The organism is Leclercia sp. (genome assembly GCF_036780805.1).
GTDB lineage: Bacteria > Pseudomonadota > Gammaproteobacteria > Enterobacterales > Enterobacteriaceae > Enterobacter.
This window is the reverse complement of the sequence record NZ_DAIQCE010000005.1, coordinates 1-17,970: the sequence shown is the minus strand read 5'-3', so window position 1 is coordinate 17,970 and position 17,970 is coordinate 1. Positions and strand designations below refer to the sequence as shown.

Sequence of the window (17,970 nt, the reverse complement as noted above, 5' to 3'; positions counted from 1 at the left end):
GTTACTGAATGGCTAAGCAATCAATGAAAGCACGCGAAGTAAAGCGCGTAGCTTTAGCTGATAAATTCTTCGCTAAACGCGCTGAACTGAAAGCGATCATTTCTGATGTGAACGCTTCCGACGAAGATCGTTGGAATGCTGTTCTCAAGCTGCAGTCTCTGCCGCGTGATTCCAGCCCGTCTCGTCAGCGTAACCGCTGTCGTCAAACAGGTCGTCCACATGGTTTCGTGGGCAAGTTCGGGTTGAGCCGTATCAAACTGCGTGAAGCCGCCATGCGCGGTGAAGTACCAGGCTTGAAAAAGGCTAGCTGGTAATTACCAATTGAATCACGGGAGTAAAGACAGATGAGCATGCAAGATCCGATCGCGGATATGCTGACCCGTATCCGTAACGGTCAGGCCGCGAACAAAGTTGCGGTCACCATGCCTTCCGCCAAGCTGAAAGTGGCAATTGCCAACGTGCTGAAGGAAGAAGGTTTTATCGAAGATTTTAAAGTTGAAGGCGACACCAAGCCGGAACTGGAACTTACTCTCAAGTATTTCCAGGGTAAAGCTGTTGTAGAAAGCATTCAGCGTGTCAGCCGCCCAGGCCTGCGCATCTATAAGAAAAAAGATGAGCTGCCAAAAGTTATGGCCGGCATGGGTATCGCAGTTGTTTCTACCTCTAAAGGTGTTATGACTGATCGTGCAGCGCGCCAAGCTGGTCTTGGTGGCGAAATTATCTGCTACGTAGCCTAATCGGAGGAAAAAATGTCTCGTGTTGCTAAAGCACCGGTCGTTATTCCTGCCGGCGTTGATGTAAAAATCGACGGTCAGGTTATTACGATCAAAGGTAAAAATGGCGAGCTGACTCGTACCCTCAACGATGCTGTTGAAGTTAATCATGCAGACAACGCTCTGACCTTCGGCCCACGTACTGGTTACGTTGATGGCTGGGCTCAGGCTGGTACCGCGCGTGCCCTGCTGAACTCAATGGTTGTTGGTGTTACCGAAGGCTTCACTAAAAAGCTTCAACTGGTTGGTGTAGGTTACCGTGCAGCGATCAAAGGGAATGCAGTAGGCCTGTCTCTGGGCTTCTCACACCCTGTTGAGCATCCGCTGCCTGCCGGTATCACTGCAGAATGCCCGACTCAGACTGAAATCGTGCTGAAAGGCGCTGATAAACAGCTGATCGGTCAGGTTGCAGCAGATCTGCGCGCCTACCGTCGTCCTGAGCCTTATAAAGGCAAGGGTGTTCGTTACGCCGACGAAGTCGTGCGTACCAAAGAGGCTAAGAAGAAGTAAGGTAACACTATGGATAAGAAATCTGCTCGTATCCGTCGTGCGACCCGCGCACGCCGCAAGCTCAAAGAGCTGGGTGCAACTCGCCTGGTGGTACATCGTACCCCGCGTCATATTTACGCACAGGTAATTGCACCAAACGGTTCTGAAGTTCTGGTAGCTGCTTCTACTGTAGAAAAAGCTATTACTGAACAATTGAAGTACACCGGTAACAAAGACGCCGCTGCAGCTGTAGGTAAAGCTGTTGCTGAACGCGCTCTGGAAAAAGGCATCACAGTTGTGTCCTTTGACCGTTCCGGGTTCCAATATCATGGTCGTGTCCAGGCACTGGCAGATGCTGCCCGTGAAGCTGGCCTTCAGTTCTAAGGTAGAGGTGTAAGATGGCTCACATCGAAAAACAGGCTGGCGAACTGCAGGAAAAGCTGATCGCGGTTAACCGCGTATCTAAAACCGTTAAAGGTGGTCGTATTTTCTCCTTCACAGCTCTGACTGTTGTTGGTGATGGTAATGGTCGCGTTGGTTTTGGTTACGGTAAAGCGCGTGAAGTTCCAGCAGCGATCCAGAAAGCGATGGAAAAAGCCCGTCGCAATATGATTAACGTCGCGCTGAACCACGGCACCCTGCAGCACCCTGTTAAGGGTACTCACACGGGTTCTCGTGTCTTCATGCAGCCAGCTTCCGAAGGTACCGGTATCATCGCCGGTGGTGCAATGCGCGCCGTTCTGGAAGTTGCTGGAGTTCATAACGTTCTGGCTAAAGCATATGGTTCCACCAACCCGATTAACGTGGTTCGTGCAACTATTGATGGCCTGGAAAATATGAAATCTCCAGAAATGGTCGCTGCCAAGCGTGGTAAATCCGTTGAAGAAATTCTGGGGTAATTGACCATGGCAAAGACTATTAAAATTACACAAACCCGCAGTGCAATCGGACGTCTGCCGAAACACAAGGCAACGCTGCTTGGCCTGGGTCTGCGTCGTATTGGTCATACCGTTGAGCGCGAGGATACTCCTGCTGTTCGTGGTATGGTCAACGCGGTTTACTTCATGGTTAAAGTTGAGGAGTAAGAGATGCGTTTAAATACTCTGTCTCCGGCCGAAGGCTCTAAAAAGGCGGGTAAACGCCTGGGTCGTGGTATCGGTTCTGGCCTCGGCAAAACCGGTGGTCGTGGTCACAAAGGTCAGAACTCTCGTTCTGGCGGTGGCGTACGTCGCGGTTTCGAGGGTGGCCAGATGCCACTGTACCGTCGTCTGCCGAAGTTCGGCTTCACCTCTCGCAAATCAGCGATCACAGCCGAAGTTCGTCTGTCTGACCTGGCGAAAGTTGAAGGCGGCGTTGTAGACCTGAACACGCTGAAAGCAGCAAACATTATCGGTATCCAGATCGAGTTCGCGAAAGTGATCCTGGCTGGTGAAGTTTCTACTCCGGTAACTGTTCGTGGCCTGCGTGTTACTAAAGGTGCTCGTGCTGCTATCGAAGCTGCTGGCGGTAAAATCGAGGAATAAGTAGCAGATGGCTAAACAACCGGGATTAGATTTTCAAAGTGCCAAAGGTGGCTTAGGCGAGCTGAAACGCAGACTGTTGTTTGTAATCGGTGCGCTTATTGTGTTCCGTATTGGCTCTTTCATTCCGATCCCTGGTATTGATGCCGCTGTACTTGCCAAACTGCTTGAGCAACAGCGAGGCACCATCATTGAAATGTTTAACATGTTCTCTGGTGGTGCTCTCAGCCGTGCTTCAATCTTTGCTCTGGGTATCATGCCGTACATTTCGGCATCGATCATTATCCAGCTGCTGACGGTCGTTCATCCGACCCTGGCAGAACTGAAGAAAGAAGGGGAGTCTGGTCGTCGTAAGATCAGCCAGTACACCCGTTACGGCACTCTGGTGCTGGCAATATTCCAGTCGATCGGTATTGCTACCGGTCTACCGAATATGCCTGGTATGCAGGGCCTGGTTATTAACCCAGGCTTTGCATTCTATTTCACCGCTGTTGTAAGTCTGGTTTCAGGAACCATGTTCCTGATGTGGCTCGGCGAACAAATTACTGAACGTGGTATCGGTAACGGTATTTCGATCATTATTTTCGCTGGTATTGTTGCGGGACTCCCGCCAGCCATTGCCCATACTATCGAGCAAGCGCGTCAAGGCGACCTGCACTTCCTCCTGTTGCTGTTGGTTGCAGTATTAGTATTTGCAGTGACGTTCTTTGTTATCTTCGTTGAACGTGGTCAACGCCGCATTGTGGTAAACTACGCGAAACGTCAGCAAGGTCGTCGTGTCTATGCTGCACAGAGCACACATTTACCGCTGAAAGTGAACATGGCAGGGGTAATCCCGGCGATCTTCGCTTCCAGTATTATTCTGTTCCCGGCGACCATCGCGTCATGGTTCGGGGGCGGGACTGGTTGGAACTGGCTGACAACAATTTCGCTGTATTTGCAGCCTGGGCAACCACTTTATGTGTTACTCTATGCGTCTGCGATCATCTTCTTCTGTTTCTTCTACACGGCGTTGGTCTTCAACCCGCGTGAAACAGCAGATAACCTGAAGAAGTCCGGTGCATTTGTACCAGGAATTCGTCCGGGAGAGCAAACGGCGAAGTATATCGATAAAGTAATGACTCGCCTGACTTTGGTTGGTGCGCTTTATATTACTTTTATCTGCCTGATCCCGGAGTTCATGCGTGATGCAATGAAAGTACCGTTCTACTTCGGTGGGACTTCACTGCTTATCGTTGTTGTCGTCATTATGGACTTTATGGCTCAAGTGCAAACTCTGATGATGTCTAGTCAGTACGAGTCTGCATTGAAGAAGGCGAACCTGAAAGGCTACGGCCGCTAACAGGGCGCCCGAGAAGTTACGGAGAGTAAAAATGAAAGTTCGTGCTTCCGTCAAGAAATTATGCCGTAACTGCAAAATCGTTAAGCGTGATGGTGTCATCCGTGTGATTTGCAGTGCCGAGCCGAAGCATAAACAGCGCCAAGGCTGATTATTTCGCATATTTTTCTTGCAAAGTTGGGTTGAGCTGGCTAGATTAGCCAGCCAATCTTTTGTATGTCTGTACGTTTCCATTTGAGTATCCTGAAAACGGGCTTTTCAGCATGGTGCGTACATATTAAATAGTAGGAGTGCATAGTGGCCCGTATAGCAGGCATTAACATTCCTGATCAGAAACATGCTGTGATCGCATTAACTTCGATCTATGGCGTCGGCAAGACCCGTTCTAAAGCCATTCTGGCTGCAGCGGGTATCGCTGAAGATGTTAAGATCAGTGAGCTGTCTGAAGAACAAATCGACACGCTGCGTGACGAAGTTGCCAAATTTGTCGTTGAAGGTGATCTGCGCCGTGAAGTTAGCATGAGCATCAAGCGCCTTATGGACCTTGGTTGCTATCGCGGTTTGCGTCATCGTCGTGGTCTCCCGGTTCGCGGCCAGCGCACCAAGACCAACGCACGTACCCGTAAGGGTCCGCGCAAACCGATCAAGAAATAATCGGGGTGATTGAATAATGGCAAAGGCACCAGTTCGTGCACGTAAGCGTGTAAGAAAACAAGTCTCTGACGGCGTGGCTCATATCCATGCTTCTTTCAACAACACCATCGTTACTATTACTGATCGTCAGGGTAACGCGCTGGGTTGGGCAACAGCCGGTGGTTCCGGTTTCCGTGGTTCACGCAAATCCACTCCGTTCGCAGCTCAGGTTGCAGCAGAGCGTTGCGCTGAAGCCGTAAAAGAATACGGCATCAAGAATCTGGAAGTTATGGTAAAAGGTCCGGGTCCGGGTCGCGAATCTACTGTTCGTGCTCTGAACGCCGCTGGTTTCCGCATCACTAATATTACTGATGTGACTCCGATCCCTCATAACGGTTGTCGTCCGCCGAAAAAACGTCGCGTATAACGCGTTCGTTTCTAGGATTGTTGGAGATAGAAAATGGCAAGATATTTGGGTCCTAAGCTCAAGCTTAGCCGTCGCGAGGGTACCGACTTATTCCTTAAGTCTGGCGTTCGCGCGATCGATACCAAGTGTAAAATTGAACAAGCTCCTGGCCAGCACGGTGCGCGTAAACCGCGTCTGTCTGACTATGGTGTGCAGTTGCGTGAAAAGCAGAAAGTTCGCCGTATGTACGGTGTGCTGGAGCGTCAGTTCCGTAACTACTATAAAGAAGCAGCACGTCTGAAAGGCAACACCGGTGAAAACCTGTTGGCTCTGCTGGAAGGTCGTCTGGACAACGTTGTATACCGTATGGGCTTTGGCGCCACTCGTGCTGAAGCACGTCAGATGGTTAGCCATAAAGCAATCATGGTAAACGGTCGTGTTGTTAACATCGCTTCTTATCAGGTTAAAGCGAATGACGTTGTTAGCATTCGTGAGAAAGCGAAAAAGCAATCTCGCGTGAAAGCCGCTCTGGAGCTGGCTGAGCAGCGTGAAAAGCCAACCTGGCTGGAAGTTGATGCTGGCAAGATGGAAGGTACGTTCAAGCGTCAGCCGGAACGTTCTGATCTGTCTGCGGACATTAACGAACACCTGATCGTCGAGCTTTACTCCAAGTAAAGCTTAGTACCAAAGAGAGGACACAATGCAGGGTTCTGTGACAGAGTTTCTAAAACCGCGCCTGGTAGATATCGAGCAAGTGAGTTCGACGCACGCCAAGGTGACCCTTGAGCCTTTAGAGCGTGGCTTTGGCCATACTCTGGGTAACGCACTGCGCCGTATTCTGCTCTCATCGATGCCGGGTTGCGCGGTGACCGAGGTTGAGATTGATGGTGTACTTCATGAGTACAGCACCAAAGAAGGCGTTCAGGAAGATATCCTTGAAATCCTGCTCAACCTGAAAGGGCTGGCGGTGAGAGTTCAGGGTAAAGATGAAGTTATTCTTACTCTGAATAAATCTGGCATTGGCCCTGTGACTGCAGCCGATATCACCCACGACGGTGATGTCGAAATCGTCAAGCCGCAGCACGTGATCTGCCACCTGACCGATGAGAACGCAGCTATTAGCATGCGTATCAAAGTTCAGCGCGGTCGTGGTTATGTGCCGGCTTCTGCCCGAATTCATTCGGAAGAAGATGAGCGCCCAATCGGCCGTCTGCTGGTCGACGCATGCTACAGCCCTGTAGAGCGTATTGCCTACAATGTTGAAGCAGCGCGTGTAGAACAGCGTACCGACCTGGACAAGCTGGTCATCGAAATGGAAACCAACGGCACAATCGATCCTGAAGAGGCGATTCGTCGTGCGGCAACCATCCTGGCAGAACAACTGGAAGCTTTCGTTGACTTACGTGATGTACGTCAGCCGGAAGTAAAAGAAGAGAAACCAGAATTCGATCCGATCCTGCTGCGCCCTGTTGACGATCTGGAATTGACTGTCCGCTCTGCTAACTGCCTCAAGGCAGAAGCTATCCACTATATCGGTGATCTGGTACAGCGTACCGAGGTTGAGTTGCTGAAAACGCCGAACCTGGGTAAAAAATCTCTTACTGAGATTAAAGACGTGCTGGCTTCACGTGGTCTGTCTCTGGGCATGCGCCTGGAAAACTGGCCACCGGCAAGCATTGCTGACGAGTAACCGGATCACAGGTTAAGGTTTTACTGAGAAGGATAAGGTCATGCGCCATCGTAAGAGTGGTCGTCAACTGAACCGCAACAGCAGCCATCGCCAGGCTATGTTCCGCAACATGGCAGGTTCACTGGTTCGTCATGAAATCATCAAGACGACCCTGCCTAAAGCGAAAGAGCTGCGTCGCGTAGTTGAGCCGCTGATTACTCTTGCCAAGACTGACAGCGTTGCTAATCGTCGTCTGGCATTCGCCCGTACTCGTGATAACGAGATCGTGGCAAAACTGTTTAACGAACTGGGCCCGCGTTTCGCGAGCCGTGCCGGTGGTTACACTCGTATTCTGAAGTGTGGCTTCCGTGCAGGCGACAACGCGCCGATGGCTTACATCGAGCTGGTTGATCGTTCAGAGAAAGCAGAAGCTGCTGCAGAGTAATCTGTAGTAACGTAAAAAAACCCGCTCCGGCGGGTTTTTTTATATCTGCTAAATCCCCACTTTCCTACAATAGTCATATTCATTTTATTCCCTGCGGAGCTTTGCTATGTGGTTGCTCGATCAGTGGGCAGAACGACACATTCTTGATGCCCAACGCCAGGGTGAATTTGATAACCTGCCCGGGAGTGGTCATCCGCTGATACTGGACGATGATTCGCACGTTCCTGCTGAATTACGAGCAGGCTACCGGATGTTGAAAAATGCAGGTTGCCTGCCGCCAGAACTTGAGCAGCGCAAAGAAGCGGTTGAGCTTGCCCAATTACTCGCTACGGTCAGGCAGGGTTCTGCCGAGCACACGGATTACAAGCGTCGCCTTGCACTTCTCGAACTTAAGCTGCGACAGGCGGGCGTAAGCACAGAATTCCTGCGCGGCGACTACGCTGACAGGCTGGCGCAAAAAATGAATGAGGACTAGCGATGTATCGTATTGGTGAGATTGCGAAGCTGGCTGACGTTACGCCTGACACCATTCGTTATTACGAAAAGCAGCAAATGATGGAGCATGAGGTTCGTACGGAAGGTGGCTTTCGGCTGTATACCGATAAGGATCTTCAACGTCTGAAATTCATTCGCCATGCACGACAGCTGGGGTTTACTCTTGAATCGATCCGCGAACTGTTATCGATCCGCATCGATCCTGAGCACCATACCTGCCAGGAATCAAAAAGCATCGTGCAGGCGAGGCTGAGTGAAGTCGAAGCGCGTATTGAAGAGTTACAAACGATGCGTCTGTCTTTACAGCGACTAAACGATGCCTGCTGTGGCACTGCTCACAGCAGCGTTTATTGCTCCATCCTTGAAACTCTCGAACAAGGGGCAAATGGAGGAACTCGCGGCTGTTGATTTTATTACCTACGGCTTCTACACTTGCGTAGATTTATTATATACCGGAGAAACTATGAGCCATTATCAGCACAAGAAAGGTCAAATCAACGATAACGCTATTGAAGCATTATTACATGATCCCTTATTCAGGCAGCGGATTGAGAAAAATAAGAAAGGGAAAGGGAGTTATCTGCGTAAAACGAAACATGCAAAACGGGGTAACTGGGAGGCCAGTGGCAAGCAAGCAAATCGCTTTCTTACCACTGGCCTTCTTGCTTTCAGAGTCTTACAAAGTGCGGTTGTTTTGCGCTTTCAGTAAGTCACGAATTTCTGTCAGCAGCACTTCTTCTTTCGATGGGGCTGCCGGGGCAGCCGGTTCTTCTTTTTTCTTACGGTTCAGACGGTTGATCAGCTTAATCGCCATGAAAATGGCAAAAGCAACGATCACAAAATCAAATACGTTTTGAATAAACACGCCGTAGTGCATGACTACCGCAGGAATATCACCTTGTGCTTCACGCAAGGTTATAGCGAATTGTTTGAAATCGATCCCGCCAATTAACAGTCCCAGCGGGGGCATAATGATATCGGCAACCAGTGATGAAACGATCTTACCGAACGCTGCACCAATAATCACACCCACAGCCAAATCCACTACATTTCCGCGCATCGCAAATTCGCGAAATTCTTTAATAAAACTCATTATGTTCTCCTTGTGCCAGCTGACAGATACAAGTTTAACAAATCATTAGCGGATTGCCATTGAAGAGAGATATGGATCACAGAAATATAACCCTTACATATTATTGGGTTAAAAAGAAAAGGTGCTGATAACAGCACCTTTCAGGGATTACAGGAAGAAAGGACTTGGCTGGAACAGACGTTCGACGTCGGTAATAAACTTTTTATCTGTCAGGAACATGATGACGTGATCGCCCTGTTCAATGCGCAGGTTGTCATTGGCAATCATCACATCGTTACCCCTCACTACCGCGCCAATAATAGTACCCGGCGGAAGCTTAATTTCGTCAATGGTACGTCCAACTACGCGGGACGTGCTCTCATCGCCATGAGCTACGGCTTCGATCGCTTCTGCTACCCCACGACGAAGGGAAGATACACCGACAATATCCGCTTTACGTACATGGCTCAACAGGGCTGAAATGGTGGCCTGTTGTGGCGAAATCGCAATATCGATAACGCTTCCCTGCACCAGATCGACGTAGGCCTTGCGCTGGATAAGCACCATGACCTTCTTCGCCCCCATCCGTTTTGCCAGCATCGCTGACATGATGTTGGCTTCGTCATCGTTGGTAACCGCAATAAACAGATCGACTTGATCGATATGCTCTTCGGCAAGCAGCTCCTGATCCGACGCATCGCCATAGAAAACGATCGTATTCTGCAGTTTTTCAGCCAGCTCAGCTGCACGCTGTTGATCGCGTTCGATCAATTTAACGCTGTAATCTTTTTCCAGCTGGCGAGCCAGACCGGCGCCGATATTACCGCCTCCGACCAACATGATGCGTTTATAAGGTTTTTCCAGCCGCTGAAGCTCGCTCATCACCGCACGAATATGCTGTGATGCGGCGATAAAGAACACTTCATCCCCGGCTTCGACAATGGTGGAACCTTGGGGTCGGATAGGGCGATCATGCCGAAAAATGGCGGCGACGCGGGTGTCGATATGCGGCATATGTTCGCGCATGGTGGAGAGTGCGTTGCCAATTAACGGGCCACCATAATAGGCTTTTACCACTGCAAGGCTGACTTTGCCTTCCGCGAAATTTACCACCTGCAGCGCGCCCGGGTATTCGATCAGCCGGTAGATACTGTCGATTACCAGCTGTTCAGGCGCGATTAAATGGTCGATAGGAACGGCATCGGAATTAAACAACTTATCAGCATCACGAACATAATCCGGGGAACGGATGCGCGCGATGCGATTCGGCGTGTTGAATAACGAATAGGCGACCTGACAGGCAACCATATTGGTTTCATCAGAACTGGTAACAGCAACCAGCATATCGGCATCATCAGCACCGGCTTCACGTAATACCCGCGGATGAGAACCATGTCCCTGAACCACACGCAGGTCGAATTTATCCTGCAGGCTGCGCAGACGATCGCCATTGGTATCAACGATAGTGATGTCGTTATTCTCACCGACCAGGTTTTCTGCCAGCGTACCGCCCACCTGTCCCGCGCCCAGAATAATTATCTTCATATCTTGTGACCCGTTATCAACATCACTCTTTGATCAGCTTAGCGTAAAAGAAGCCGTCGCCTTCTTCTGCCCCAGGCAGGTTTTGTTTGCCGGGCAGTTCCGGAGTACCGGTCAGATGCAGACGTGCATCTGGTGTACGCTTGAGGAATGCGGCGATCTGCTGACTGTTCTCTTCAGGCAGTACGGAACAGGTAGCATAAACCAGCGTCCCACCTGTTTTCAGATGTGGCCAGATAGCGTCCAGGATCTCTGACTGCAGCTGAGCCAACTCAATAATATCCCGGTCACGGCGTAACCATTTAATATCCGGATGACGGCGGATCACTCCGGTAGCGGAGCAGGGGGCGTCCAGTAAAATACGGTCGAACTGCTCATCACCGCACCACGTAGCGGGTGTGCGCCCATCGCCCTGCTTAACCTCAGCCTTCATGCCCAGACGTTTAAGATTATCGTAGACGCGAGAAAGTCGCTGCTCGTCAACGTCGACGGCCATAACGCTTGCCTGCGGTGCGACTTCCAGAATGTGCGTGGTCTTACCGCCAGGCGCGGCGCACAGATCAAGAATACGTTCGCCATTTTGCGGTTCAAGCCAGGTCATACACCCCTGGGCGGAAGCATCCTGAACGGTAACCCAGCCTTGTTCAAATCCAGGAAGGGCATGCACCGGAGCAGGAGCTGCCAGACGAACCGCATCACTATATTCCGGGTGTGGGAATCCGCTCATCCCAGCTTCTTCCAGTAGCGCCAGCCAGGCGTCGCGGGAGTGGTGATTGCGGTTAACACGTAACCACATTGGTGGCCGCTGGTTGTTGGCCTCAACCAGCGTTTCCCACTGCTGAGGATAGGCTTTTTGCAGGCGTTTTAATAACCAATCAGGATGCAGGAAACGTTTTTCCGAACGGGAAAATTCAGCCAGTAACTCATCCTGTTGGCGCTGGAACTGGCGTAACACGCCGTTAATCAGCCCCTTCAGCTGTGGGCGTTTTACCGCAACCGCGCCTTCGACGGTCTCAGCCAGTGCAGCATGTGGCGGAATACGGGTATGCAGTAACTGATAGAAGCCGACCATGATCAGATAGTGGAGCACGCGCTGTTTGCCCGCCATCGGGCGCGCCATCAGTTTGCCGATCAGCCACTCCAGCTGGGGCAGCGTGCGCAGGACGCCAAAGCACAACTCCTGAAGCAGTGCCTTGTCTTTATCAGAAACTTTTTGCTGTAACGGTGGCAGGACATTGCTCAGTGATTGGCCCTGTTCGACCACTTGCTCAATCGCCTGTGCTGCCAGGCTGCGTAAATTTTGTTTTTTCATAACCGCAAAAATAAAAATGCCCGGAAACACCGGGCCTTAAATGGAGATGATCTCAGGCGAGACTCTTGCCTGGCGTAAACCATTCGCGGCGCGAGTTCAGAAGGTCCTGCGCGCTCATGGCTTTTTTACCTGCAGGTTGTAAGGATTCCAGATTCAGGATCCCTTCAACCGTTGCGACCTGAATACCCTGCTTACTGGCTTCGATAATCGTTCCGGGCGCGGCGTTTGCCTGTGCGGCAATAACGGAGGCTTGCCAGACTTTCACTGGCTGCCCGTCTATCTCCAGCCAGCTCATTGGCCAGGGATTAAATGCCCGGATGCAACGTTCAAGCTGGGCTGCGGAAAGGGTCCAGTCGAGGCGGGCCTCTTCTTTGCTGAGCTTCTCGGCATAGGTCGCCAGAGCTTCGTCCTGAACTTCAGGCTGAGCACGATTTTCTGCCAGCTGTTGCAGCGTATCGATAAGACCTTTTGGGCCAAGCTCCGCCAGTTTGTCATACAGCGTGGCGCTGGTGTCGTCGGCAGTAATGGGGCAAGAGAGCTTATAAAGCATGTCGCCGGTATCCAGACCCACGTCCATCTGCATGATTGTCACGCCAGTATCGGTATCTCCGGCCCACAACGAACGTTGTATCGGTGCCGCCCCACGCCAGCGCGGAAGCAGTGAACCGTGGACATTAATGCAACCGAGGCGCGGCATATTAAGCACCGCTTTTGGCAGAATAAGGCCATAGGCCACAACCACCATGACATCCGCATTTAAATCGGCAACTAACTGCTGGTTTTCCTGCGGCCGTAACGAAGCAGGCTGAAACACCGGTAAACCGTGTTCTTCTGCCAGCACTTTAACCGGGCTCGGCATCAATTTTTTACCACGGCCTGCCGGGCGATCGGGCTGGGTAAAAACGCCAACAACCTGATGGCCAGACGACAACAGCGCGACCAGATGACGCGCTGCGAAGTCAGGTGTTCCTGCGAAGATGATACGTAGTGATGTAGACACGTTATTCCTTGTATCCGGGGTCACGTTATGCGCGAGTGCGCATGCGATCCAGTTTCTCTACTTTCTGACGAATACGCTGCTGTTTCAGTGGCGAGAGATAATCGATAAACAGCTTACCGACCAGGTGATCCATCTCGTGCTGAATGCAGATTGCCAGCAGGTCGTCTGCTTCCAGTTCGAACGGCTTACCGTCGCGATCGAGCGCGCGAATTTTGACTTTCTCTGCACGAGGAACCAGCGCTCGCTGCTCAGGAATAGAGAGACAGCCTTCTTCGATTCCGGTTTCGCCGCTTTTTTCCAGTAACTCCGGGTTAATTAATACCAGGCGTCCTTCACGGTTTTCGGAAACGTCGATCACGATGATACGCTGGTGAATATCAACCTGCGTCGCCGCAAGACCGATGCCTTCTTCGGCGTACATCGTATCGAACATATCATCAACGATACGTTGAATTTCTGCATTCACTTCTTTAACCGGCTCGGCGACTTTGCGAAGGCGCTCGTCCGGGATATGTAACACTTGCAAAACTGCCATATATTTCCAGAGTCGTGTTCAGGAGTTGATAAGAATATACCCTCTATTCTAGACAAAACCCCCTCTGATTGACAGCATCAGTGACCAATCGCAAAGATTGCTATAGCGGCTTGTGGCAGGGGAAAGGATGACATCCACAGAGATATGGTTACGCCTGATAAACACTGGAGAATTGTACGGCGATAAGATGGTGGCAATAGCGCAGCAGCTGCAGCGCGAACCCCATATTAATGCCGTGGTGCTGGCAGAAACGGGCCTGACCCAAAGGCAAACGACGCGGTTCTTTTCATTTTCGCCGCGTGAAGTTGAGCGCAGCATGGATTGGCTGGCTGAGCCGGATCATCACCTGATCAGTGCAGACAGTGCCCTGTATCCGGTTCAGCTACGCGCCATTACGGACTACCCGGGCGCCCTGTTTGTCAGAGGGGATGTGCAGATACTGTCGAGCTTGCAGCTGGCTGTTGTTGGCAGCCGTTCCCACTCCTGGTATGGGGAGCGGTGGGGAACACGCCTTTGCGAGCAGTTAGCCCAGGCGGGCCTGACGATTACCAGCGGCCTGGCGTGTGGGATTGATGGGGTCGCGCATCGCGCCGCACTCAACGTTAAAGGGAAAAGCGTGGCGGTTTTGGGGAATGGCTTAGCTGAGATCTATCCTCGCCGCCATACCTCGCTGGCCAGGCGTCTTGTTGAGAGCGGCGGTGCCGTCGTTTCGGAGTTTCCTCTCGCTACCCCTCCCTGGCCCGGTAATTTCCCCCGGCGCAATCGCATCATTAGCGGCCTTAGTCAGGGGGTATTTGTTATAGAAGCGCTGGTAAGAAGCGGCTCACTCGTTACCGCAAAATGTGCACTTGAACAGGGACGAGAAGTCTTTGCGCTGCCAGGGGCGATAGGAAACCCTGGATGTGAGGGGCCTCACTGGTTGATCAAGCAAGGTGCCACGCCAGTGACGGCGGTAGAAGATATTCTGGAAAGTTTGCGATATGGCCTTAACTGGTTGCCAGAGGATCCCAAAAATTGGCTTTATTCATCAGATCAGGAGCAGGTAGCATTGCCATTTCCTGAGCTCCTGGCTAACGTAGGAGATGAGGTAACACCTGTTGACGTTGTCGCTGAACGTGCCGGCCAACCTGTGCCAGTAACGGTAGCACAGCTACTCGAACTGGAGTTAGCAGGATGGATCGCAGCTGTACCCGGCGGCTATGTCCGATTAAGGAGGGCAAGCCATGTTCGACGTACTCATGTATTTGTTTGAGACTTACATCCATAACGAAGCTGAAGCACGCGTGGATCAGGACAAACTTACACGCGATCTCACCGATGCAGGTTTCGAACGGGAAGATATTTACAACGCGTTAATATGGCTCGAAAAACTGGCTGATTATCAGGAAGGCCTCGCCGAACCGATGCAGTTAGCTTCCGATCCGCTGTCTGTACGCATTTATACGGCTGAAGAATGTGAAAGGCTGGATGCCAGTTGCCGGGGATTTGTTTTATTCCTGGAGCAGATTCAGGTGCTGAACCTCGAAACGCGAGAAATGGTGATAGAGCGCGTCATGGCGCTGGATACGGCAGAATTTGAGCTGGAAGATCTGAAATGGGTCATCCTGATGGTTCTGTTCAACATTCCAGGCTGTGAAAACGCCTATCAGCAAATGGAAGAATTACTCTTTGAAGTGAATGAAGGTATGCTGCATTAATTCATAATGCAGCACCAAGAGTTGTTATGGCCAAATCAGCACTATTTACGGTGCATAAAAATGAGCCCTGCCCGCAGTGCGGGGCAGAGCTTGTTATCCGGTCCGGTAAACACGGGCCTTTTCTCGGTTGTTCACACTATCCAGACTGTGATTATGTCCGTCCCCTGAAAAGTCAGGCGGACGGGCATATTGTTAAAGTTCTGGAGGGACAGGCATGCCCGCAGTGCGGCGGCGATCTGGCGCTGCGTCAGGGGCGTTTTGGCATGTTTATCGGCTGTAGCCGCTATCCTGAATGTGATCACACTGAACAGATTGATAAACCCGATGAAACAGCCCTGGCCTGTCCGCAATGCGACAGCGGCCATCTTGTTCAACGGCGTTCAAGATATGGTAAGACATTCCACTCCTGCGATCGTTATCCTGAATGTCAGTTCGTTACCAATTTCAAACCGGTGGCGGGAAGCTGTCCTGAGTGCCACTACCCGCTACTTATCGAGAAGAAAACGGCGCAAGGCCTGAAGCGTTTTTGCGCCAGTAAACAATGTGGAAAGCCGGTTTCGGCGGATCAAAAAAGTGAATAATAACCTGCAATCAGACTCCATTTCGCATGCCCTGGACGTACTGAATAAAGAAGATGTCATCGCTTATCCAACAGAAGCTGTTTTTGGGGTGGGATGCGATCCCGACAGCGAAGTGGCCGTAACGCGCCTGTTAACACTCAAGCAGAGACCGGTTGAAAAAGGGCTGATTCTCATCGCGGCCAGTTTCGAACAGCTTAAACCTTATATAGATGATTCCATGTTGACGTCAGCGCAGCGTGAAACCATTTTTGCGGCCTGGCCGGGTCCCGTGACCTTTGTATTCCCGGCTTTGCCAACAACGCCGCGGTGGCTGACGGGACGGTTTGATTCACTCGCCGTTCGCGTGACAGACCATCCACTGGTTATCGAACTCTGTAATCGTTTTGGCAAACCGCTGGTCTCTACCAGCGCCAATCTGACGGGGTTGCCTCCTTGCCGCACCTCTGAAGAGGTGTTAGCGCAGTTTGGTGACGATTTCCCGGTTGTTATCGGTGAAACCGGTGGCCGCCTGAATCCGTCAGAAATTCGTGATGCTTTGACCGGCGAACGTTTTCGCCAGGGGTAATCAGATGGAAGCGTACGCCGTTTTTGGTAATCCAATCGCTCACAGTAAGTCGCCGTTTATTCATCAGCAGTTTGCGCAGCAGTTGAACATTGAACACCCTTACGGGCGCATGCTTGCGCCCTTGGATGCCTTTGTCACGACGCTGGACAGCTTCTTTGCTGGTGGCGGAAAAGGAGCGAATGTCACTGTGCCTTTTAAAGAAGAGGCCTTCGAGCGCGCCGATGAGTTAACGGAACGTGCCTCCCTTGCGGGAGCGGTGAATACCCTTAAGCGGCTTGAAGATGGTCGGATTCTGGGAGACAACACCGACGGTATCGGATTGCTGAGCGATCTGGAACGGCTGTCATTTATCAAACCTGGCGCGCGTATCCTGCTGATCGGGGCGGGTGGTGCGTCGCGTGGGGTCATTTTACCGCTGCTTTCTCTGGACTGCGCAGTAACCATAACGAATCGTACTTATTCCCGAGCGGTAGAACTGGCCACCCTTTTTGCCCATACCGGGAGCATTCATGCGGTAGCCATGGACGCCCTCAGCGGACATGAATTCGATCTGATCATTAATGCGACCTCAAGCGGTATTGCCGGCGACGTTCCCGCAATTCCCTCTTCATTAATTAACGCGCAGGTTCATTGCTATGACATGTTCTATCAAAAAGGCAAGACGCCTTTTCTGAACTGGTGTGAACAGCAAGGCGCAAAATATCTCGCTGATGGGCTGGGAATGCTGGTGGGGCAAGCTGCGCATGCCTTTATGCTCTGGCACGGTGTATTACCCGCAGTAGAGCCGGTTATTGAAAAACTTAAACGGGAGCTGGCCGCATGAATCAGGCGATCCAGTTTCCGGATCGGGAAACGTGGGATGACGCAAAGTTGGCCGTCTGTTTTCCCGCGCTGGTGAATGGCATGCAAATGATGTGTGCGATTGGAGGGGCTACGCTGGTACGCCGTTTTGGCGAGGGTATTCCACTGGATCTTTTTCGCGAACATCGCTGGGATCTGGAAGAAGACGCCAGCGATGCAATCCGCGCGGGTGATGAAGACGATCAGGGATGGTTCTGGCTCTCCTGATCCAGATAGTCATTCTTCCATTTAACGTAGTTATTAGCTGAGTACTTCAGGCCTTCCTTTTCCGCTTCCGTCAGGGAGCGGATCTGTTTTACCGGACTGCCTAAATAGAGAAAGCCACTTTCCAGCCGCTTGTTTTGCGGCACCAGACTCCCGGCACCAATCATCACCTCATCTTCTATTACTACACCATCCAGTAAAATCGATCCCATACCCACCAGAACGCGATTGCCGATAGTGCAGCCGTGCAGCATCACTTTGTGGCCGACAGTGACTTCTTCGCCAACGATCAGGGGATTACCTTCGGGGTTATAAGAGGATTTATGAGTGACATGCAGCACGCTACCATCCTGAATATTGGTGCGTGCGCCGATAGAGACATAGTTAACATCTCCGCGAATGGCGACCAGGGGCCAGATACTGACATCGTCACCCATTCGAACGTCGCCAATGACTACGCTACTGCTGTCGATCATGACGCGATCGCCTTGTGTGGGGAAAAGATCTTTATAGGGACGGAGTACTGCAGACATATCAACCTCGACTGGTGTGCTTTTTACAGAAGACTTTGATCCTATTGTTCAGCTTGATCAAGGGGGAATTTCGTCATTATTTAAGCAGATTGGGTGGGATTTCGGCGAAAAGAACGAAAAAAGAACAGTCAGTAGAAAAGATCGAAAAAATGCTTGTGCTAAAAACTGGGATCCCTATAATGCGCCTCCATCGACACGGCGGATGTGAATCACTTCACACAAACAGCCGGGTTGATTGAAGAAGAAAGCGTGAAATAATCGCTTGACTCTGAAAGAGGAAAGCGTAATATACGCCACCT

General features: G+C 51.3%; 29 protein-coding genes. 23 read left to right on the top strand and 6 right to left on the bottom strand.

Annotation, left to right across the window (positions count from 1 at the left end; all coding sequences use genetic code 11):
- Positions 1-8 precede the first annotated feature (8 nt).
- From rpsN to V7Q49_RS14170, 17 genes are all read left to right on the top strand, one after another.
- Positions 9-314, top strand: coding sequence for a 30S ribosomal protein S14 (gene rpsN, locus V7Q49_RS14250; RefSeq protein ID WP_032614701.1), 306 nt, complete (start codon positions 9-11; stop codon positions 312-314).
- Positions 315-344: 30 nt separating this feature from the next.
- Positions 345-737: a 30S ribosomal protein S8 gene (rpsH, locus tag V7Q49_RS14245; protein WP_032614699.1), complete on the top strand. Its 393-nt coding sequence runs from the start codon at positions 345-347 to the stop codon at positions 735-737.
- Positions 738-749: 12 nt separating this feature from the next.
- Positions 750-1,283 carry a 50S ribosomal protein L6 gene (rplF, locus tag V7Q49_RS14240; RefSeq protein ID WP_142487329.1) on the top strand — a complete coding sequence of 178 codons (534 nt, stop codon included), beginning with the start codon at positions 750-752 and terminating at the stop codon, positions 1,281-1,283.
- Between the two features lie 9 nt (positions 1,284-1,292).
- Complete coding sequence (gene rplR, locus V7Q49_RS14235; RefSeq protein WP_032614694.1) at positions 1,293-1,646, top strand: 50S ribosomal protein L18; 354 nt, start codon at positions 1,293-1,295, stop codon at positions 1,644-1,646.
- 14 nt (positions 1,647-1,660) lie between these two features.
- Positions 1,661-2,161 carry a 30S ribosomal protein S5 gene (gene rpsE, locus V7Q49_RS14230; protein WP_007369821.1) on the top strand — a complete coding sequence of 167 codons (501 nt, stop codon included), beginning with the start codon at positions 1,661-1,663 and terminating at the stop codon, positions 2,159-2,161.
- A gap of 6 nt (positions 2,162-2,167) precedes the next feature.
- Entirely contained in the window at positions 2,168-2,347 is a 180-nt protein-coding gene (rpmD, locus tag V7Q49_RS14225) for a 50S ribosomal protein L30 (protein WP_003863301.1), read from the top strand.
- Between the two features lie 3 nt (positions 2,348-2,350).
- Positions 2,351-2,785: a 50S ribosomal protein L15 gene (rplO, locus tag V7Q49_RS14220; RefSeq protein WP_032614692.1), complete on the top strand. Its 435-nt coding sequence runs from the start codon at positions 2,351-2,353 to the stop codon at positions 2,783-2,785.
- Between the two features lie 7 nt (positions 2,786-2,792).
- On the top strand, positions 2,793-4,124 hold the full coding sequence (secY, locus tag V7Q49_RS14215; RefSeq protein WP_039032064.1) for a preprotein translocase subunit SecY: 1,332 nt from the start codon (positions 2,793-2,795) through the stop codon (positions 4,122-4,124).
- Between the two features lie 31 nt (positions 4,125-4,155).
- Complete coding sequence (rpmJ, locus tag V7Q49_RS14210) at positions 4,156-4,272, top strand: 50S ribosomal protein L36 (protein WP_000868187.1); 117 nt, start codon at positions 4,156-4,158, stop codon at positions 4,270-4,272.
- Positions 4,273-4,418: 146 nt separating this feature from the next.
- A complete protein-coding gene (gene rpsM, locus V7Q49_RS14205) occupies positions 4,419-4,775 on the top strand; it encodes a 30S ribosomal protein S13 (RefSeq protein ID WP_003031135.1) in 357 nt (118 codons plus the stop codon).
- A 16-nt stretch (positions 4,776-4,791) separates the two neighbouring features.
- Complete coding sequence (gene rpsK / locus V7Q49_RS14200) at positions 4,792-5,181, top strand: 30S ribosomal protein S11 (protein ID WP_003863312.1); 390 nt, start codon at positions 4,792-4,794, stop codon at positions 5,179-5,181.
- A 33-nt stretch (positions 5,182-5,214) separates the two neighbouring features.
- Positions 5,215-5,835, top strand: coding sequence for a 30S ribosomal protein S4 (gene rpsD, locus V7Q49_RS14195; protein WP_032614687.1), 621 nt, complete (start codon positions 5,215-5,217; stop codon positions 5,833-5,835).
- Positions 5,836-5,860: 25 nt separating this feature from the next.
- Positions 5,861-6,850 carry a DNA-directed RNA polymerase subunit alpha gene (locus V7Q49_RS14190; protein ID WP_002919219.1) on the top strand — a complete coding sequence of 330 codons (990 nt, stop codon included), beginning with the start codon at positions 5,861-5,863 and terminating at the stop codon, positions 6,848-6,850.
- A 40-nt stretch (positions 6,851-6,890) separates the two neighbouring features.
- On the top strand, positions 6,891-7,274 hold the full coding sequence (gene rplQ, locus V7Q49_RS14185) for a 50S ribosomal protein L17 (protein ID WP_001216368.1): 384 nt from the start codon (positions 6,891-6,893) through the stop codon (positions 7,272-7,274).
- A 106-nt stretch (positions 7,275-7,380) separates the two neighbouring features.
- Positions 7,381-7,749, top strand: coding sequence for a DUF1992 domain-containing protein (locus V7Q49_RS14180; RefSeq protein WP_333852899.1), 369 nt, complete (start codon positions 7,381-7,383; stop codon positions 7,747-7,749).
- 2 nt (positions 7,750-7,751) lie between these two features.
- Complete coding sequence (zntR, locus tag V7Q49_RS14175; protein WP_333852897.1) at positions 7,752-8,177, top strand: Zn(2+)-responsive transcriptional regulator; 426 nt, start codon at positions 7,752-7,754, stop codon at positions 8,175-8,177.
- 55 nt (positions 8,178-8,232) lie between these two features.
- The gene (locus V7Q49_RS14170) at positions 8,233-8,478 is read left to right on the top strand and encodes an alternative ribosome-rescue factor A (protein ID WP_333853246.1); all 246 of its coding nucleotides are present in this window, start codon (positions 8,233-8,235) and stop codon (positions 8,476-8,478) included.
- Here V7Q49_RS14170 and mscL read toward each other — a convergent pair.
- The 5 genes from mscL to def all read right to left on the bottom strand — a co-directional run bounded on the left by mscL (position 8,446) and on the right by def (position 13,230).
- Positions 8,446-8,862: a large-conductance mechanosensitive channel protein MscL gene (mscL, locus tag V7Q49_RS14165; RefSeq protein WP_032614681.1), complete on the bottom strand. Its 417-nt coding sequence runs from the start codon at positions 8,860-8,862 to the stop codon at positions 8,446-8,448. The genes V7Q49_RS14170 and mscL overlap by 33 nt on opposite strands.
- 147 nt (positions 8,863-9,009) lie before the next feature.
- Complete coding sequence (gene trkA / locus V7Q49_RS14160; RefSeq protein WP_333852895.1) at positions 9,010-10,386, bottom strand: Trk system potassium transporter TrkA; 1,377 nt, start codon at positions 10,384-10,386, stop codon at positions 9,010-9,012.
- Positions 10,387-10,408: 22 nt separating this feature from the next.
- Positions 10,409-11,695, bottom strand: coding sequence for a 16S rRNA (cytosine(967)-C(5))-methyltransferase RsmB (rsmB, locus tag V7Q49_RS14155; RefSeq protein WP_333852893.1), 1,287 nt, complete (start codon positions 11,693-11,695; stop codon positions 10,409-10,411).
- A gap of 52 nt (positions 11,696-11,747) precedes the next feature.
- Positions 11,748-12,695, bottom strand: a complete 948-nt coding sequence (gene fmt / locus V7Q49_RS14150) for a methionyl-tRNA formyltransferase (protein WP_333852891.1) — start codon at positions 12,693-12,695, stop codon at positions 11,748-11,750.
- A 25-nt stretch (positions 12,696-12,720) separates the two neighbouring features.
- Positions 12,721-13,230: a peptide deformylase gene (gene def, locus V7Q49_RS14145; protein ID WP_262661811.1), complete on the bottom strand. Its 510-nt coding sequence runs from the start codon at positions 13,228-13,230 to the stop codon at positions 12,721-12,723.
- Positions 13,231-13,357: 127 nt separating this feature from the next.
- Here def and dprA point away from each other — a divergent pair, with 127 nt between their 5' ends.
- From dprA to V7Q49_RS14115, 6 genes are read left to right on the top strand one after another with little or no spacing between them, the layout of a single operon-like run.
- Positions 13,358-14,482, top strand: a complete 1,125-nt coding sequence (gene dprA / locus V7Q49_RS14140; RefSeq protein WP_333852889.1) for a DNA-protecting protein DprA — start codon at positions 13,358-13,360, stop codon at positions 14,480-14,482.
- Positions 14,454-14,927 carry a DUF494 family protein Smg gene (smg, locus tag V7Q49_RS14135; RefSeq protein ID WP_032614670.1) on the top strand — a complete coding sequence of 158 codons (474 nt, stop codon included), beginning with the start codon at positions 14,454-14,456 and terminating at the stop codon, positions 14,925-14,927. The genes dprA and smg overlap by 29 nt, the downstream gene beginning before the upstream one ends.
- 26 nt (positions 14,928-14,953) lie before the next feature.
- Positions 14,954-15,508 (top strand): DNA topoisomerase family protein, encoded by a 555-nt coding sequence (locus V7Q49_RS14130; RefSeq protein ID WP_333852887.1) that lies wholly within the window; start codon positions 14,954-14,956, stop codon positions 15,506-15,508.
- A complete protein-coding gene (gene tsaC / locus V7Q49_RS14125; protein WP_333852885.1) occupies positions 15,501-16,073 on the top strand; it encodes an L-threonylcarbamoyladenylate synthase type 1 TsaC in 573 nt (190 codons plus the stop codon). The genes V7Q49_RS14130 and tsaC overlap by 8 nt, the downstream gene beginning before the upstream one ends.
- Before the next feature lie 4 nt (positions 16,074-16,077).
- Positions 16,078-16,896 carry a shikimate dehydrogenase gene (gene aroE / locus V7Q49_RS14120; protein WP_333852883.1) on the top strand — a complete coding sequence of 273 codons (819 nt, stop codon included), beginning with the start codon at positions 16,078-16,080 and terminating at the stop codon, positions 16,894-16,896.
- The gene (locus V7Q49_RS14115) at positions 16,893-17,141 is read left to right on the top strand and encodes a DUF1488 domain-containing protein (protein ID WP_333852881.1); all 249 of its coding nucleotides are present in this window, start codon (positions 16,893-16,895) and stop codon (positions 17,139-17,141) included. The genes aroE and V7Q49_RS14115 overlap by 4 nt, the downstream gene beginning before the upstream one ends.
- Here the strand turns inward: V7Q49_RS14115 and V7Q49_RS14110 are convergent.
- Positions 17,117-17,671 (bottom strand): gamma carbonic anhydrase family protein, encoded by a 555-nt coding sequence (locus V7Q49_RS14110; protein WP_333852878.1) that lies wholly within the window; start codon positions 17,669-17,671, stop codon positions 17,117-17,119. The two genes, V7Q49_RS14115 and V7Q49_RS14110, sit on opposite strands and share 25 nt — an antisense overlap.
- Between the last annotated feature and the right edge of the window lie 299 nt (positions 17,672-17,970).